The organism is Pseudoalteromonas sp. SR44-2 (assembly GCF_014163745.1).
Classification (GTDB): Bacteria; Pseudomonadota; Gammaproteobacteria; order Enterobacterales; family Alteromonadaceae; genus Pseudoalteromonas; species Pseudoalteromonas distincta.
The window spans coordinates 1-18799 of the sequence record NZ_JACJDW010000020.1 but is presented as its reverse complement, the minus strand read 5'-3'; the positions used below and the strand labels follow the sequence as shown (position 1 = coordinate 18799).

Annotated in this window: 14 protein-coding genes; 2 read left to right on the top strand and 12 right to left on the bottom strand. The window is 39.7% G+C overall.

Going from position 1 to position 18799, the window contains the following annotated elements:
- Positions 1-57: 57 nt before the first annotated feature.
- Positions 58-2265 (top strand): EAL domain-containing protein, encoded by a 2208-nt coding sequence (locus H5115_RS12990; protein ID WP_182755660.1) that lies wholly within the window; start codon positions 58-60, stop codon positions 2263-2265.
- Positions 2266-2338: 73 nt separating this feature from the next.
- On the opposite strand, the gene H5115_RS12985 is transcribed toward H5115_RS12990, so the two are convergent.
- Both H5115_RS12985 and proB read right to left on the bottom strand, forming a co-directional pair.
- Positions 2339-3586 (bottom strand): glutamate-5-semialdehyde dehydrogenase, encoded by a 1248-nt coding sequence (locus H5115_RS12985; protein WP_182755658.1) that lies wholly within the window; start codon positions 3584-3586, stop codon positions 2339-2341.
- Positions 3583-4689, bottom strand: coding sequence for a glutamate 5-kinase (gene proB, locus H5115_RS12980; RefSeq protein ID WP_182755656.1), 1107 nt, complete (start codon positions 4687-4689; stop codon positions 3583-3585). Before proB ends, H5115_RS12985 begins: the two co-directional genes overlap by 4 nt.
- 871 nt (positions 4690-5560) lie before the next feature.
- Here proB and H5115_RS12975 point away from each other — a divergent pair.
- Positions 5561-7408, top strand: a complete 1848-nt coding sequence (locus H5115_RS12975) for a sodium:proton antiporter (protein WP_154903610.1) — start codon at positions 5561-5563, stop codon at positions 7406-7408.
- Positions 7409-7477: 69 nt separating this feature from the next.
- On the opposite strand, the gene H5115_RS12970 is transcribed toward H5115_RS12975, so the two are convergent.
- The 10 genes from H5115_RS12970 to tsaE all read right to left on the bottom strand — a co-directional run bounded on the left by H5115_RS12970 (position 7478) and on the right by tsaE (position 18206).
- Positions 7478-8116, bottom strand: coding sequence for a tetratricopeptide repeat protein (locus tag H5115_RS12970; RefSeq protein ID WP_182755654.1), 639 nt, complete (start codon positions 8114-8116; stop codon positions 7478-7480).
- Positions 8117-8227: 111 nt separating this feature from the next.
- Positions 8228-9541 carry an adenylosuccinate synthase gene (locus H5115_RS12965; protein WP_024597266.1) on the bottom strand — a complete coding sequence of 438 codons (1314 nt, stop codon included), beginning with the start codon at positions 9539-9541 and terminating at the stop codon, positions 8228-8230.
- Positions 9542-9755: 214 nt separating this feature from the next.
- On the bottom strand, positions 9756-10634 hold the full coding sequence (hflC, locus tag H5115_RS12960) for a protease modulator HflC (protein ID WP_002957880.1): 879 nt from the start codon (positions 10632-10634) through the stop codon (positions 9756-9758).
- Positions 10635-10639: 5 nt separating this feature from the next.
- Positions 10640-11809: an FtsH protease activity modulator HflK gene (gene hflK / locus H5115_RS12955; RefSeq protein ID WP_002957881.1), complete on the bottom strand. Its 1170-nt coding sequence runs from the start codon at positions 11807-11809 to the stop codon at positions 10640-10642.
- A gap of 100 nt (positions 11810-11909) precedes the next feature.
- The gene (gene hflX / locus H5115_RS12950; RefSeq protein ID WP_024597267.1) at positions 11910-13199 is read right to left on the bottom strand and encodes a ribosome rescue GTPase HflX; all 1290 of its coding nucleotides are present in this window, start codon (positions 13197-13199) and stop codon (positions 11910-11912) included.
- A gap of 15 nt (positions 13200-13214) precedes the next feature.
- Entirely contained in the window at positions 13215-13478 is a 264-nt protein-coding gene (gene hfq / locus H5115_RS12945) for an RNA chaperone Hfq (RefSeq protein WP_002957883.1), read from the bottom strand.
- Positions 13479-13555: 77 nt separating this feature from the next.
- Positions 13556-14473 carry a tRNA (adenosine(37)-N6)-dimethylallyltransferase MiaA gene (gene miaA, locus H5115_RS12940; protein ID WP_182755652.1) on the bottom strand — a complete coding sequence of 306 codons (918 nt, stop codon included), beginning with the start codon at positions 14471-14473 and terminating at the stop codon, positions 13556-13558.
- A 10-nt stretch (positions 14474-14483) separates the two neighbouring features.
- Positions 14484-16331 carry a DNA mismatch repair endonuclease MutL gene (mutL, locus tag H5115_RS12935; RefSeq protein ID WP_182755650.1) on the bottom strand — a complete coding sequence of 616 codons (1848 nt, stop codon included), beginning with the start codon at positions 16329-16331 and terminating at the stop codon, positions 14484-14486.
- Between the two features lie 36 nt (positions 16332-16367).
- Positions 16368-17711 (bottom strand): N-acetylmuramoyl-L-alanine amidase, encoded by a 1344-nt coding sequence (locus tag H5115_RS12930; RefSeq protein ID WP_138489744.1) that lies wholly within the window; start codon positions 17709-17711, stop codon positions 16368-16370.
- Between the two features lie 27 nt (positions 17712-17738).
- Positions 17739-18206, bottom strand: a complete 468-nt coding sequence (gene tsaE / locus H5115_RS12925) for a tRNA (adenosine(37)-N6)-threonylcarbamoyltransferase complex ATPase subunit type 1 TsaE (protein WP_002957887.1) — start codon at positions 18204-18206, stop codon at positions 17739-17741.
- Between the last annotated feature and the right edge of the window lie 593 nt (positions 18207-18799).

The window sequence follows — 18799 nt, the reverse complement described above, 5'->3', positions numbered from 1 at the left end:
ATAACCACTAACCTGAACTAGATTTAATATTGTAAAGAACGCAGAGAAGGACAGATAGTGCATTCAAATTACCTCGCAAACAATAATGGATTAACCACAGAACAAAAGCATAAACCTTTAATTCTTATTGTTGATGACGAACCTAGTAATTTACACGTATTAGTAGAAGGACTTTTAACTGACTACGATGTACGTATTTCTACTAGTGGTGAGCAGGCTTTGATCTTTATTGAGTCAACTCGGCCTGACTTGATTTTATTAGACATAATGATGCCCGGCATGGACGGCTACGAAGTATGTAATATACTCAAAGCGAAACAAAATACCAAAGGCATCCCCGTCATATTTGTAACTGCGCTTACAGAAGAAGAGTCTGAAGAAAAAGGCTTTGCAATGGGCGCAATTGATTACATACATAAGCCTTATAAACTAGCTCTAGTTAGAGCGCGTATTCGTACACACATTACAGCGCAAGGCATGCTAGACAGGTTAATAGAAAAAAACTTTGATCTGCACGACAAGCTACTCGAAATAGAGTCTCTTGCGAAAGAGCTTAGCCAGCGAGAAGAAGAATTAAGAGAACTCTCATCAAAACAAAAATTATTTTATCAAGCCCTAACGGGAACTGCCGATGGTGTTGTTATTACCGATAGTAACGGCAAAATTATTGCGGTAAACCCTTCATTTTGTCGTATAACCGGTTACTGTGAATCAGACTCACTACAAATGCAGTTGCACGATATTAAACAAAATAACCATCCTAGCATTAGCTTTGACCAAGTATGGGAACATGCAAATCAAGCAGGCTATTGGAGTGGAGAACTTGTAACCAGACGAAAAAATGGCGAACTTTATCCAGAGCTACTAACTCTCAGTTTGGTTAAAGGCGATCAAGATACTAACGTTCACTATATTGGTGTATTCAGTGATATTTCGAGCGTTAAAGTAACCCAAGAAAGAATTCACTACCTCACATGGCATGATGAACTTACAGGTTTACCCAACCGAAATGGGTTTTTAAAGCAGTTAGAGCAACAACTTCAAGTTTGTAGTACCGAAAATAGTTATGCCTATATTTATATTATTGATATAGACAGCTTCCACTCAATCAATGATGGATTAGGCTTACTCGCTGGCGATAATATTTTAAAAGAATTAACTAAACGAATTCATTCTAAGGTGAGTAAAAAAGATGTTATTGCTCGCTTAGGCAGTGATGAGTTTGCAGTACTATGTACAGTTGAAAAAGGTGTGGGCAGAGCTAGAGCTCAAGCTATGGCTGAAAATAAAGCCCAAGAGCTACTTGCAAGTGTAAACCACCCCTTTGTGGTTGATGAACAAGACGTTAGCTTAACAGTAAGTATTGGCACGTATATTTTTCCACGAGAAGATCAATGGGAAAGCGCTATTGAGACTATTCGTAACTGTGAAGCGGCCTGTTACAAAGCAAAAGAGAAAGGCGGCAATAGAGTTACCTTTTTTGATACTTCATTTGGCGAGCAAGCAAAACGCCGTTTTGAAATAGAACAAGATTTACGTAAAGCTATTTCTAATAATGAGCTATCGCTATATTTACAATCCCAATTTGATCGAAACCAAACCCTTAAAGGCGCTGAAGTTTTATTAAGATGGGAGCATCCTCAAAAAGGCTTTATTAGTCCTGGTGAGTTTATATCTATAGCTGAAGAGTCAGATATAATTTACGATTTAGATTGCTGGGTAACTTCAAATGCACTTGAAATACTAACGCAACTTAGTAAAACTCACCCTGAGTTAAACTTATCAATTAATATAAGTGGCAGGCACTTTCATGAAGCGCGTTTTTTAAACTTTATTAGCCAACAGATAAAGCAACATAACATTAATCCTCAACAACTCACTATTGAGATAATTGAAGGTACATTGCTTAATCATATGGAAGCGGCTATTGAAGCTGTTCACTTTCTCAAGAAGTTAGGTATTAGAGTATCAATTGACGACTTTGGTACTGGATACTCGAGCTTAACCTACCTCAAACAATTACCAATACAAGAACTTAAAATTGATCGTTCTTTTGTTTTAGAGGCGCCTACCGATAACAACGACAAACTAATTATTGATATGATTGTAAGCTTAGGTCGTTTATTTGAACTCGAGATAGTTGCTGAAGGCGTTGAGAACCAGTCCCACTTTGATTTACTACAGGAGTATCCTGAGGTTATTCTTCAAGGCTATTATTTACACAGGCCTGAACCTGCAAGTGATTGGTTTAAAAAGTTAAAGTAACTGTAGCGTGATTTATAAACTAAAAAGCCGAGCATGGAATATGCTCGGCTTTTTATGGACTTAATTTTTGCGGTTACTCGCGAACTTGGCCAACTCCATTAACTAAATACTTTTCGGTCGTTAGTGACTCGAGGCCCATAGGACCGTATGCATGTAGCTTGGAAGTAGCTATACCAATCTCTGCGCCTAGACCCAATTGTGAGCCATCAGAAAAACGAGACGATGCGTTAACCATCACTACAGAAGCATCAACACTGCGTTGGAATAACTCTGCAGCAGCTTCATTTTTAGTACAAATTACTTCTGTATGGTTTGAACCAAACTGTGCAATGTGTTCAACCGCTGCCGTAAAGTTTGGAACAACGCGAATAGCGATTTCTAAGTCTAGGTACTCTTCACCAAACTCGCTATCGGCTAGAACTGTTGCGTTATCAAAGTATTTAGCAGCAAAACTGTCTGCGTTTATTTTTACACCTTCTTGGCGTAATACGACTGCACACAGATTTAAAAATTCATCTGCAACATCTTGATGAACAACTAAACCTTCGAGTGCATTACAAACACCGGTACGCTGCGTTTTACCGTTAAGCAGTAAGTTAAGCGCAATTTCTAGGTCTGCATCTTTATCTACATATAGATGACAAACGCCTTTGTAATGCTGAATTACTGGGATCGTACTGTTTTCAGTAACAAAGTTAATTAAGCCCTCGCCGCCGCGTGGAATGATTAAATCAATGCTTTCGCGTTGCTGCATCAGTTCCATTAGTAGCGCACGGTCTGGATCTGGAATCACTGAAATAAGTGATACCGGTAAATTGTGCTTCTCAAGTACGCTGTGCATTACACTTGCGATAGCTTGTGAACTTTTAAGTGCTTCTTTGCCGCCACGTAAAATCACGCCATTACCTGATTTAAAACATAATGCACCAGCGTCTGCTGTCACATTCGGGCGTGCTTCGTAAATCATACATACAACGCCAAGAGGTACTCGCATTTTGCGAATTTTAATACCATTTGGGCGCTCAGTAATATCACGCAGCTGACCAACAGGATCATCAAGGCTTACGATTACTTCAATACCTTCTGCCATTGCTTCAATACGCTCATCGTTTAACGTTAAGCGGTCGATCATTGAGGCTGCTAAGTTATTGTCGCGTGCTGCGCTTAAATCACTTTCATTTTCTTTTATTATAAATGCTTTTTGCTCTCTTAGTGCCGCTGCCATTTCAACTAATACTTGGTTTTTAGTCTCGGTATCGAGTAAAGCAAGTGTATGTGCAGCTTTAGCTGCCTGACGTGAAATGTCCGTAATTAAACTCATGACTTCTCCAATAATGCGATATGTTTTTCAGATATAACTGGTCCAATTGAATCCTGCATTTTTTCGCTGAATTCACTCTGTTCGTTGTCTGCAATAAAGTTTAACAAACAGCTACTATAATTTGCGGTCGCTTTAGCTAAACGCGTACCGTCTTCACTACGTACTAAAATGGTATCACCCACGGCAAATTCACCGTGAACTTCCATGATTTCGTCACCACGAATACATCCACTTTCACCTTCAAGAGATTCATCAAATGATCCATCAACAACAACTTCCCCTTGCTCATTTGCTGTATGTGTCATCCAATGAATAGAGTCCTGCATCGGTTTTTCGTACGGTAAAAATACACTACCTGGGTTTTCTCCAGCTAGCAGTTTTATAAATGTTTCTTCTTTAAAGCCATTTATAATATAAGTCGCTATACCATGTGACGTTGCTTTTTCTGCCGCTTCTATTTTAGTTTTCATACCACCAGTACCTACCGCACTTGTAGCACATCCCGCCATAGCATAAATAGATTCATCAATTGATTTTATTTCAGGCAGTAACACCGCATCATCATGTAAGTTAGGGTTTTTATCATATAGCCCATCAACGTCTGAGAATATTAATAAAGCATCGGCATCGGCAGCTGCTGCGACCATTGCTGATAAGTTATCGTTGTCCCCTACTCGTAAATCGTCGGTGGTTACGGCATCGTTTTCATTAATGATAGGAAGTACACCATGTTCAAGTAAAGTGAACACGGTTTCACGGATGCTCTGGTAACGCTCGCGGTCACGTAAATCGCCATGCGTTAATAATAGCTGCGCAGATGGAAAGTCAAAAAAGCGGTCCCACATGGCAATCATTTCTGTTTGACCCGCTGCCGCCATTGCTTTTTTCATTACCACAGAGCGTGGTTTGTCTGATGGGAATAAATGCGCGCCAGCCGCTACAGAACCCGATGATACTAAAATCACCTCGATTCCACGGGCACGACAACGAACAATGAACTGTGCGATGGTTAATATGTAACGCGAACGGCAGCCATCTTGATCTGGTGCAATTAATGCACTACCTACTTTAAGTACGATACGTCGCCAATTTAACTTTTGCATAAATGCTCAACTTTCCATTTTATCTGCGCTCACCTTAATTAGACGAGCTAAAACTAAGTAGCTAGGTTTAAAACATAGCTTCGAATTTTTCTTTCATTTAGGCAACACTTTTTTTACACACACGCGAAAAACCATATCTAAAACAATAAGCTTAGATTTAAGGTTAAGTATAAAGTAGCAACAACCCAATAATATTGAGCAGCACTAATCAAAAAATTTAAAAGTGTTGTTTATGCATCGCTGTAAAAAGCTGTGTGTGGCTTTTTTATTAACAACATACATAGAGCCTCTAAAGTCTGATACACCAACAGATAGGGTGAAGACCAAAGGACCGAGATTTAACCGCCACGATGGGGGTTAAACATTGAAAGTAATAGTTCAACTCAAACCTTTATTTACTTAAATAATTAAATAAACTTGTTTAGCAAAACCATACCAAGAGTTCGGCAAATGAAATTATGTAGTGTTCGAATACTAGTAACACCACTAATACATGATTATAAAGATTAAAAATGACGTTAAGATTAACAAACCACTTTTACTTCCAATAAACTTCATTAGATAACTAATTATTAGAACACGAAGCATATTACACTAAATACCCCTTAAAAATCAAGGTTAAAATTCGAGCGAAGCTAATTCCTTCTCATTTGTGGTGTTAGATTGTTATTAAAATTCAACCAATTAAACAATTAATACCGCTTAAAATAAGGCGGCTTAACACGCGCAAAATAATTTAAGCCTACTAATCTTCTATAAGCAGCTAAAATTGATTAGTAATATTTGAATTTCCCGTGTATACCCCTGTATTAATAATTAACAAAAGTTATACTTTCTAAACAAACCGTCATAAATAAGGAATTCTTAATCTATGTCAGCAATTTACATAGCCGGTATCGCACTTTGCTCTGTGCTTGCCCAATGGGTCGCGTGGGCTTTTAGAGTGCCCGCTATTCTTTTCTTATTGCTTACTGGTCTTTTACTTGGGCCATTTAGTGGTGTTTTAGACCCTGATGCATTGTTAGGTGATTTACTGTTTCCTGTTGTATCACTGAGTGTTGCCATCATTTTATTTGAAGGATCCTTAACTCTGCATTTCAGAGAGCTAAAAGGAATCGGAAAAGTTGTAAGGAACCTTTGCTCCATCGGCATGCTTACTACCTGTATTGTTATTAGCCTCAGCGCCTATTGGTTGCTTGAACTTAATTGGCGTGTAGCTGCGGTATTAGGTGCAGTGCTAGTTGTAACAGGCCCTACTGTTATAGCACCGCTATTAAACTCAATGCGCCCAACACAAGACATTGACCGCATACTTCGATGGGAAGGTATTGTAATAGACCCGATCGGCGCATTATTCGCTGTATTAGTATTTGAAGCCGTAATGCTGGTAGGCCAAGGCGAAGTATTTAGCCACACTATTATTGCTTTAGTTAAAACCCTAGGTGTTGGATTAAGTATTGGTGTTGCTGCTGGTTGGTTAACAACACTATTAATGCGCCGCGAGTGGCTACCATTTGAATTACATAAGTTTGGTATATTGGCATTAGTACTCATTAGTTTTTCTGTATCAAACTATTTAAGCCATGAATCAGGCCTATTAGCAGTGACTGTATTTGGTATTTGGCTTGCTAACCAAGACGATTTAGAAATAGATTCTGTACTTGAGTTCAAAGAAGACTTGTCGATGATATTAATATCAACGCTGTTTATTTTACTTGCAGCACGCTTACAGCTCTCTGATTTAATGATGCTCGACAGCGATGTATTTATATTTTTAGCTATCGTGCTTTTTGTTGCTCGGCCACTGTGTATTGCTATTTCGACCTTTGGTACTGACTTACCAATGAAGTCTCGTTTGGTACTTGCCTGGATAGCTCCACGCGGTATAGTCGCCGCAGCCGTTGGGTCGGTATTTGCGCTTAGCATGATGGAGTCTGGTGTTGCGGATGCTGAAAAAATGGTACCTCTTATATTTACAGTAATTATAATTACCGTTGTACTACAGAGCTTAACCGCCATTCCTGTCGCCAAGCTATTAGGTGTACGCCAGCCATCGCCAAATACAATATTAATTATTGGTGCAAACCATGTATCGCGTGCAATCGGCCGAGGCTTACAAGAGCAAAACATTCCGGTTCACCTGTCAGATCCTGCATGGGAAAACTGCAGAATGGCACGTATGGATGGTTTAGCTTGTTATTATGGTAACCCGCAATCAGAGCATGCTGAACGCTACTTACCTCTAACAACGATTCGTAGTGTATTAGCATTATCGCCAAATCGTCATCATAATGCGTTAGGTGTTCAATACTTTTCGCATTTACTTAATGAGAAAAATGTATTTTCGCTACGCTCATCAACGTCGCATGCAAAAGCAAATAAAGACAGCGCAACGTTTTTATCTAGACAAATACTGTTTGGAGACGAAGGCTCGTATGCACGTTTAAGCAGTATTATAGCTAAAGGCGGTAAGGTTAGTTCAACACGTATCTCGGATGAGTTTAGCTGGGAACAATACTTAGAAATGAACCCTGAGGCTATCCCTTTATTTATTCTCAAAGGTGATAAAGACAGTGATGACGATACACCAATTAAGCTAAGACCGTTTACAATCAACATGGAAAAACCGCCGCAAGAAGGCGAACGCGTTGTTGCATTACAGCCGCCTAAAATGTCAGTTTTAAAAGACCCGCAAACAAAGGCTAAAGAAGACAGTTAAATACTTTTACAGTCTGTAAAAACTAAAAAACCCTAACTTAAAAAGTTAGGGTTTTGTTTTTAACAGCCATTAAATAGGAAGGCGAGCTCGAGCAACCACACTATCTGGCATTTTTTGCGCTAACTTAGTCAGCGCTCGCTCAATTTTTCTATGAGTCGCTTTATCTGCCACCATAGAATTGAATAGCCAACGATAGGCATCTTCAAAATCACGCGGGCTGCCATAACCATCATTAAATAATTTAACTAAACGTAGTTGTGCTTTTAAATTGCCTTGCGACGAGGCTTCACGCAAATACGTAATTGCCATTGCTTTATCTTGCTGAACTAAGCGACCAGTGTCATAGTATCGTCCCAATTGCTCTAGCGCTGCCGCTAAGCCTTGCTCAGCTGCTTTTCGCATGTAATACACACCTAACTCTACATTGCGATCAACGCACACGTTATAAGCCAGCATATCGCCGTATAAAAATTGATAAGACGGCAATGCCATTTTATTGGCTCGTGCTTCTATATCTTGCACCAACTGGCAATCATCTGCCTTTACGCGCGCTAAATGCGTATTTTTATTTATTAACGCAATTAGCTCTGATTCTGTATACAGCGGCACAGCAGCAGGGCTTTCTGTAGCTAAGCTGTTGGTTGCTATAAATAAAGACAGCGGAATTAACGAAAGCCTTAGTACGCAATTACGGTCAAATAAACGCATGTTCACCACTTATATAAATAAACTTGTTAAATAATATACAAAGATCGTTCCAAGGTGAATTTTAGACACAAAAAAAGCTGCACGAAGCAGCTTTTTTTAATCTAATGGTAATTACGCAAACGGATTGCGAAGCACCATAGTTTCTACACGGTCAGGACCTGTAGAAATAATATCAATTGGAACACCCGTAATTTCTTCAATACGTTTGATGTAGTCAATCGCAGCTTTTGGTAAACCGTCAAGACTCGTTACACCAACAGTGTTTTCTGACCAACCTGGCATTTCTTCGTATACTGGTGTTACTTTATCGTAACCTTCAGCCGCTAATGGTGTTACGTTAGTAACTGTGCCATCTTCAAGCTTGTAACCAGTACAGATTTTAAGTGTTTCTAAGCCATCTAAAACATCAAGCTTAGTTAAACAAAAACCTGAAATACTGTTGATTTGAACTGCACGGCGCATAGCCACTGCATCTAACCAACCAGTACGACGAAGTCGACCTGTTGTAGCGCCAAACTCATGGCCTTTATCACCTAGGTGCTTACCAACTGGATCTTGTTTATCAAGACCGTCGTAAAGCTCTGTAGGGAAAGGACCTGAACCAACACGTGTCGTGTACGCTTTAATAATACCTAAAACGTAATCAAGGTTTAATGGACCAAAACCTGCACCAGTCGCAACGCCACCAGCGGTAGTGTTTGAAGATGTTACATAAGGGTAAGTACCGTGATCTATATCAAGTAACGTACCTTGTGCACCTTCAAATAAAATGTTTTCGCCTGCTAAACGCGTTTGATCTAAAAGCTCAGTTACATCTACAACCATTGCTTTTAAGATATCAGCAACAGCCATTGCATCATCGAACGTTTTTTGGAAATCTACAGCATCTACTTTGTAGTAGTTAACTAAAGTGAAGTTGTGGTACTCAAGCACTTCTTTTAATTTAGCTGCAAATACTTCAGGATTAAATAAATCGCCTACGCGTAAACCACGACGAGCTACTTTATCTTCGTACGCAGGACCGATTCCACGGCCAGTTGTACCAATAGGCTTATCGCCACGAGCTGTTTCGCGGGCTACATCTAATGCAACATGGAAAGGCAAGATTAGCGGACATGCTTCACTTATTAAAAGACGCTCGCGAACTGGTACGCCGCGCTCTTCAAGCATGCCAATTTCTCTCATTAGCGCTTCTGGTGATAAAACTACACCATTACCAATCACACATTTAACATTGTCACGTAATACACCCGATGGAATAAGGTGTAGAACCGTCTTTTCACCTTCGATAACTAAAGTATGACCCGCATTGTGGCCACCTTGATAACGAACTACTAAAGATGCTTTGTCTGTAAGGAGATCAACTACCTTACCCTTTCCTTCGTCACCCCATTGGGTGCCTAATACAACAACGTTTTTACCCATCGTAAATTCACTTAGAGAAAATTAGGACGAGATTTTACCAGAAAACTAAAGTAAAGATCACCCCTGTTCAGCTTATTTTTTCTGCGGGCAATTGTTATATCCAAATATTGACCAATAACCACATAAATAACAGTGATTTAACGCACTAGTTTGTATTTAACAAAAAGCCCCGCAAATGCGAGGCTTTTTAACTTTTAAATAATTAACGTAAAGTCTATTGAGCTTTAGCGCCTTTCATATATTGGAAGAAGTCGCTATCTGGTGAAAGCACCATAACATCTTGCTTATCTTTAAAAGTCTTTTTGTAAGCTTCAAGTGAACGTACAAAACTAAAGAACTCAGGGTCTTTGTTATACGCATTAGCATAAATGCCTGCAGCATCAGCATCGCCTTGACCACGTACAGAACGTGCATTACGCTCAGCATCAGCAAGCATTACAGTTACTCGACGGTCAACTCCCGCACGAATAGTCTCTGCTTTTTCCTGACCTTCAGAACGGTGCTCTTTTGCAACCGCAGTACGCTCAGCGCGCATACGTTGGTAAATAGAGCTACTCACTTCTTGTGGTAAGTTGATTTGCTTAACACGTACGTCTAGTACTTCAATACCTAGCTCACGTGCACTTTCAGAAGCTTGTACTAACGCTTCTTCCATCAACTCGCTACGCTCACCTGATACAATTTCGCGAATTGTACGTGTACCAAAGTTTGTACGAAGACCATTGTTTACTTTTTGCTTAAGTAGCGTTTCAGCATATTGCTTATCGCCACGAGCACGTAAGTAAAAAGCACTAAAGTCATTAACGCGCCATTTTACAAACGAATCAACAATTAAGTCTTTTTTCTCGCTAGTAACAAAGCGATCTGGCGCACCATCTAGCGTTTGAATACGTGCATCAATACGACGTACTTGGCTAAAAAATGGTACTTTAAATTGTAGGCCTGGGCCATATACAATCGCTTTATCGTCGCTATCTTTTTGTACTTTACTGAATAACATTACAATTGCTTTTTGCCCTTCAGGTACAACAAATACCGATGAGAAAGACATAACAATGGCAGCTAATAGTATTACTAAACTAAAGTTTTTCATTATGATTATCTCCCATCATTGAAGCGGTCGTTGTTAAAGCGGTCATTGCCACTATTAACAGAGCTATTGCGCGACGTATTAACTTTATTACGTAAGTCTTGAATATCACTTGAACTTGGAAGTGCAACTCGTGTTGCGGTTCCTTGCTTGTCCATGATTTTATCAAGAGGTAAATACATCATGTTATTGCCGCCTTTAACATCAACCAATATTTTAGAACTACTCCCTAACACTTCTTCCATTGCATCAATGTATAAGCGCTCACGAGTAACTTCTTTAGCTGCTTGATATTCAGGTAAAAGCTTTTCAAAGCGAGCTACCTCACCTTGTGCTTCCAATGTAATGCGCTCTTGATAACCTTCCGCTTCTTGAGTCATACGCGTTACTTGACCACGAGCACGCGGTTCAATTTCACGAGCATATGCTTCTGCTTCACGGATGAAACGTTCTTCATCTTCTTGTGCAGCAATTGCATCATCAAATGCATCTTTAACTTCAGTTGGTGGACGAGAGTCTTTAAAGTTCACGTCAGTAACAATTAAACCTAAGTTATATGGTTCGATAATCTTATTAAGCTCATCCCATGTATTTTGACGAACAACCTCACGGCCATTAGTTAATACTTGGTCCATTTTTGCATGGCCCACAACATAACGCAGTGCACTGTCTAGCGCTTCTTCTAAGCTACTATCAGCGTTAGTTACGCTAAATTCATAAAGGTATGGGTCAATAACACGGTATTGCACCTGAAACTCAACGCTCACTACGTTTTCGTCTTCAGTAAGCATAAAACCAGAAGCCGATAATGAACGAACAGCTTCAATATCTACTGGGATTACCGTTTCGATGAAAGTCATTTTCCAACGCAAACCAGGATCAGCAATTCGGTCATATTTACCAAATTGTAGAACCACACCACGCTCGGCTTCTTTAACCGTATAAATACCACTTAACGCCCATACAATAACGGCGATAATAAGTATGAATGAAATACCGGCTCCGCCAAGTCCACCACCGCTACCATTGCCGGATTTTTTCCCGCCAAATAAGCCGCTGAACTTGTTACTAAACTTGCGGAACACCTCGTCTAAATCAGGTGGGCCTTGATCACGTCCGCCTTTATTATTCCACGGATCTTTGTCATTGCCATTATTACCCGGTTCATTCCAGGCCATAGCTATACTCCATTGTTATCTAAATAAATTAGGAAATTGTGTTAAATCTAACAAATCTACCGCGTTTCTCATACAAAAACCGACATTAAAACGTCAATTTTTAATTACGGTTGATAAAACCAGCAATTTCAGGACCAAATTCTTTAATTAAACGATTCCACTCAACCATTGGCATTCTAACATCTAACAGCCAATTACCTTGCTCATCAAATTGCTCTTCATGCACTGCATTTAAGCTGAACAATGCAGCTCTTAAGCGACCATACAATGGCGTAAGAAATAATGTTTCGTTAAACATCTTCTTAGCTAGTAACTCACTGATAGCCTCGCTAAGTAATTCACACCCTTCACCAGTCTGAGCGCTAAGCCATACTCTTATAGGTTGGCCTTCGTCGTCTCGATCAATACGTGGGCTTACGTTATCCAGCGCATCAATTTTATTATAAATTAATAGCTGTGGTACTTCATCGGCCTCAATTTCTTTAAGCACCGATTGTACTTGTTCAATATTTTCTTGCAGACGTGAGTCTGCTGCATCAATAACATGTAACTGCAAATCAGCTTCGCGAGTTTCAGTAAGCGTTGCTTTAAAAGCAGCAACTAAGTCATGTGGTAGGTGACGAATAAAGCCCACTGTATCAGCTAAGATAACAGGGCCAACATCACCTAACTCAAGCTTACGTAGAGTCGGGTCAAGCGTGGCAAACAACTGATCGGCCGCGTATACATCTGAATTTGTAATTCGATTAAATAATGTAGATTTACCCGCATTGGTATAACCAACTAATGAAACTGTAGGTATTTCGTTGCGAGTACGAGCTCGCCTACCTTGTTCACGTTGCACTGCTACTTTAGCTAAACGTGCACGAATATTTTGGATACGGGCACGAAGTAATCTTCTGTCAGTTTCAAGTTGAGTTTCACCAGGACCACGTAAACCAATCCCGCCTTTTTGACGTTCAAGGTGAGTCCAGCCTCGAATTAATCGAGTCGACATATGGCGAAGTTGAGCCAATTCAACTTGCAGCTTACCCTCGTGGGTACGTGCGCGTTGGGCAAAAATATCAAGAATTAGCGTCGTTCTATCAAGCACACGACATTGACAAACGCGCTCTAAATTACGCTCTTGTGATGGCCTGAGTTGATGATTAAAAATTACGACATCTGCTTTGTGGATTTTGACAATCTCAGCTATTTCTTCTGCTTTACCGGTACCGACGAATAGTTTCGGATGTGGTGCTTGACGGCTGCCTTGCACAACCGCCAAACTACTAACACCAGCAGAAGATACCAACATTTCTAATTCATGAAGATCTTCACGATCTCCTTCTTTAGGCAAGTCGATATGAACTAAAATTGCCTGTTCGCCGGATTCATAGCGGTCAAACAAACATTATGCTCCTAATTAAAAGTTTCCAGCTTCTGCCTCTTCAGTGTCATCACTTCCTTGAACTGCTTGGAAGTTAACTGCGCGAGCAGGGACAACTGTAGAAATTGCATGCTTATAAACCATTTGATTTACGGTGTTCTCTAGTAAAATAACAAATTGGTCAAATGACTGAATTTTGCCTTGTAATTTTATGCCATTTACCAAAAAGATTGATACTGGAATGCGCTCACGTCGTAGTGCATTCAAAAATGGGTCTTGTAACGATTGGCCTTTTGCCATGTTATTGTTCCTTCGTTCTAGGTGTTATTATAATTAAGTGGCTGAACTTATTTGATAAAAACAATATTCAACTACTACTAGCTTAGCGAACTTACTACACGATGCAAGTTTTCTTCGTCGCCTGTTGTTAACCAAGTAACATCAGGCCAACTACGAAGCCACGTTAACTGCCGTTTTGCCAGCTGACGTGTTGCTGCGATGCCACGAAAAACCATTTCATCATGGTTTGTTTCACCCGCAAGGTAATCCCACATTTGTCTATAACCAACACAACGAATAGAAGGCATATTGGGGTGTAAATCCTTACGTAGATATAGGGTCGAAACTTCATTTTCAAACCCCTGATCAATCATTATTTTAAACCTTTCTTCAATTCGGCGATGTAATTCACTGCGTTCTTGCGGTGCAATCGCAAATTGATGAAAAGTATAAGGTAAAGCCGGCTGTTTTTGCATTTGCAACTCAGTCATGGTCTTACCAGTTAACCTGTAAACCTCTAAAGCCCGATTAATTCTTTGTGAATCATTTTCACTTATTTTTTCGGCTGCTTGTGGGTCAACTTTAAATAATTCTTTATATAAATGAGGCCAGCCAAATTCTTTCGCTTGCGCTTCTAACTCTGCTCTTATCTCTGTATCTGCTTCAGGTAATGGCGATAAACCATCAATTAAAGATTTGAAGTACAGCATTGTACCTCCAACCAATACAGGCACTTTACCTTTTCTGTGAAATTCGTCAATTTTTTGCACTGCATCGCGCCTAAAATCTGCAACTGAATACGTTTCACTCGGGTCAAGTAGATCAATTAAATGATGCGGAGCTTTGGCTAATTCTTCGGCATCAGGTTTTGCTGTACCAATGTCCATACCTTTATACACTAGCGCTGAATCTACGCTGATTATTTCTGTATTTAAATGCTCGCACAGCGAGATTGCCAATGCTGTTTTACCTGCTGCAGTTGGACCCATTAAAAATATAACTGGTAAATTACTCAACACTGATACCTTAATCTAATTGCGTTAAATAGTGATTTAGCTCTATTTTAACTGCTTTTTTACGCAAGCGTTCAATAGTTTGTGGATTATTTTGTAAGCGCATTTGTTGCGCTAAAAATACATTGCTTAAATAAAATCGGGTCGGCACGCATTTCATTTGCCATTCTAACCAATTCTCTATATTTTCAAGTTTTGCTTTACACGCATCAAGTAGCTCACCTACCGCTGCACTTACGTCAAGTAAATATAAACACGCTGGCAATTTTTTAACCATTACAAATTGTTTTTCTATTACAAGTTCAAAACCAAGTAAGGTAAACCACGATTGCTGGGATTCTATAAGTAAGCAATCTTCTTTTTCTAAGTTTACTCGCACGGGTAACAAAAGGGCTTTCCCTTCTAAACTTCCGAACTCTTTAATTTGACTATGCCAATCATCAACTAATGCATATTTAAAATGTGAGCAATACAATTGCTGTTCTTCACTAAAGACACACACTCCTTCACTAACACTTATAATAGAAACAGCTTTTAAGACATTATCCACAGATACGGACTGGTGTTGTGCTGCAGATATATTGGCTGCATTATCAAAATGCGCGGCGTGTTGCTCACTCACTCCTTGATAAAACGCATTTACGTCATGATGGCTCGTACTTGGTGCAGCACGGTATGCACCGCCAACACTTCTAGTACCTGAGGACGAACTTGAGCTACCAGCACTTCCAGAGTAAGACGGCTGTAATTGCGATTTAGGGTAATCAAACACTCCTTCGCTTTCTATATTATTAGCACTGCTATGCGTTGACTCAATGAACGCTGGCGTGAATTCTGCTTCTGTGCTCGCTGATTCGTTAGTGAATTCGCCTTGCAATGGCACGACTACCTGCTTAATAGCTTGCAATATAAAATCATGAATTAACCGCCCTTGATGAAAACGCACTTCATGCTTAGCAGGGTGAACATTTACATCAACCTGTCGTGGGTCAATATCAATATAAATGACAAAACCGGGTAACTCTTGTGTTCCACTTACTTCTTCAAATGCCTGGCGTATAGCATGCAAAATAAGCTTATCGCGCATCATGCGATTATTCACATAAGTGTACTGAGTAGTATTCGCTGAGCCGACAGGCAGCACCCAACCATGCAACTGTAAACCGCCTTCTCCTGATTGAATATGCAAACCTTGCTCGGCAAAGGCCTTGCCTGCAACTTGTGCTACGCGTGTTATAGCCTGAGAGGGAGCAGTTTTGGCACGATACTGCCTTACTACTTTTTCGTTGTGAGTTAGTGTAATAGAGACATCAAAGCGACTAAGCGCAATACGCTTTATCAACTCATCAATATGGCTAAACTCAGTTTTTTCGGTGCGTAAAAATTTACGACGTGCTGGAGTATTAAAAAATAAATCTTTTACTTCAATGGTTGTGCCATCGGGATGCGCTACAGGTTTTACTTGAACGGCCATGTCGCGGCCTTCTGCAAAAGCTTGCCAAGCTGCTTCTTGCTCTTTTGGTTTTGAGCTCAGCGTTAAACGCGACACAGAACTAATTGACGCAAGTGCTTCCCCTCTAAAGCCAAGTGAGCAAATGTTTTCAAGGTCATCAAGTGATTTTAATTTACTTGTCGCGTGGCGAGAAAGTGCGAGCGTTAGCTCATCTTTACTTATCCCTGCGCCATTATCACGAATACGAATAAGTTTGTGGCCGCCGCGCTCAATATCAATTTGAATACGCGTTGCGCCAGCATCTAAGCTATTTTCAACAAGCTCTTTTACTACCGACGCTGGGCGCTCAACCACTTCGCCTGCGGCAATTTGGTTGGCTAAACGCGCGGGTAATATTTCAATATTCATGAGACTTCCTAGCAAACATTGCGCTAATAATAATGACTAACTTTGAGGTATATCGAGCTCTTGCCCAATAAATAAGGTATTAGAACTAAGCTTATTAACTTGTTTTAATTTATTGACTGTAACGCCATAGCGACTCGCTAACATACTTAAAGATTCACCGGGGCGTACTTTATGCTTTGTTGGATATTGCGACTTTAATTTAGCAAATAACGAATCATCCGGCGGATTTTTCAAATAATAATTTTTAATTGAAGTAAATATAGCTTTAGCTAAACGCTCTTGATGATTAGGGCTTTTAAGTAGCTTTTCTTCTCGCGGGTTAGATATAAACCCCGTTTCTACCAAAATAGATGGAATATCTGGTGATTTTAGTACTGCAAGGCTCGCATGCTGGGGATCTTTTTTATGCAGTTTGGCAACCTTACGAAGCTCTTTAACCACTTCATCAGCTACATTTAAGCCAGTTTTCATAGAGTGGTCCATCGACATATCAAGCAACGCTTGTGCTAGATATTTTTCATTGGCGGCATCTTTCATTACATCAGCAGCGCCACCTAAAAGCTCGGAGTGTTTTTCTTTATCTTCTATCCATTTACCTATTTCTGAATTAGCACGTCTTAATGATAAAACCCACACAGAGGCACCATTTGGCCCAGGGCTTGTAAATGCATCAGCATGAATAGAAACAAAAAAATCTGCCTTTTTTTCACGGGCTCGATTAGTACGGGTATTTAATTTTACAAAATAGTCACCGCTTCGTACCATGCGCGAAATCATGCCACGCTCGCCATCAATCATGCGCTCTAAACGTTTCGCAATTTGCAGTGTAACTGTTTTTTCGTAGGTGCCTGATGGCCCAATTGAACCAGGGTCTTCGCCGCCATGCCCCGCATCAATCGCAATAACAATGTCGCGCTCTTGGCTTAGTTGACGGTTTTTAGCGGCTGTTTGAGCAGGAGAAACAACTGTAGTAGCTTGGCTTTTATTATATAAATCAACAACGAGTCTATTTTTATAAGGGCCTGTAGGTGCGAGGGCAAATACCACTGGCTTTATTGGCGCACTTAATTCAAATACTAAACGTACGCTTTGTTTATTTTTAGGTTTTGAGTAACGTAATTTGCTTACTATTTGATGTTTCGGGGGCACACCTGGCAATGTTTTTAACTCGCTAGTATTTTCTAAATCAATCACTAGGCGGCTAGGGTTTTTAAGCATGAAATAGCTAAAGTCGGGCTTATCATTTAAATCAAATACCACGCGCGTACTATCTGGAGACGGCCATACACGCACACTATTGATTGTGTTTTTAGCCCATAGCGGCAAGCTTATGGTGATAACCATAAGATAAATAAAAAGTTTAACTACACCTCGGCTCATTGGATAATTACTGCCTTAACTATATTATTATTGATTATTTAGTTTTTCGACAATTGCTATACCGCGCTCACTCGCACTATTTATAACAATTTTACGTTCGTTACCCACATAGCTTAGAGTAATATCTAAATCAGGCACAGGAATAAATTCACCACCCTTTTCAGGCCATTCAACAACACAAATTGCGTCTGCTGAGAAATAATCGCGTATTCCCATGTATTCGAGTTCTTCAGGATCACCTAAGCGGTATAAGTCAAAATGATAAACATTTGCACGCTCAAGCTCATAAGGTTCTACTAGTGTATAGGTCGGGCTTTTAACCTTACCTGTATGGCCAAAGCCTTGCACTACACCTCGTGTAAACGTTGTTTTACCAGCACCTAAATCACCATGTAAATAAATAACCGCACCTTGCTCTATAATATCAGCAACGCGATTACCCATTGCAACCGTGGCAATCTCATCAGTTAAATGAAATTCAAAACTACGCGTCATTATTACCTCAAAAATTCATTCAAAAGCGCATATTTGCTAATCATACCAGAATATTCATTTAAGGCGATAAATTGAGGTTTTAGACATAAAAAAACCAGACAAGCGAATGATTAAAGTTATATTTGAATATCTATTTTCGATACCTTAAAACTGTAACATTGAAATAAAGTAAGAGAAAAGTAACGCTACGGCTGAGATGCCTATAGCAAGTATTAAAGTTACTGAGATATGTAAGCTTATAATCAAACTTTTGTGATTCACCCACTAGTTCTGACACCAAAAATATATAACAACAACGGAGTTGATGACACAAACCAGAAAACTACCCTGCATGCTTTTGTATTTCTGATAAAAAGATAATACCAACTAACTTAACGTCTTTAGTTTTAATAGTTTTCATATTTTTCATAGTTTTCATATTTTTCATAGTTTTAATAGTTTGCATAAAATAATACAAATCCGCTTATTTAAGTGATCTATTTTGAGGCTGGAAAAACGTGTTGATAGGTAGGCAGAAATTCCCTATTTAGTTGTTCTCGGCAGTTGCTCCTGCATTGCTCTACCTTCTGCATCCATGCAGTCGTAAATGAGCA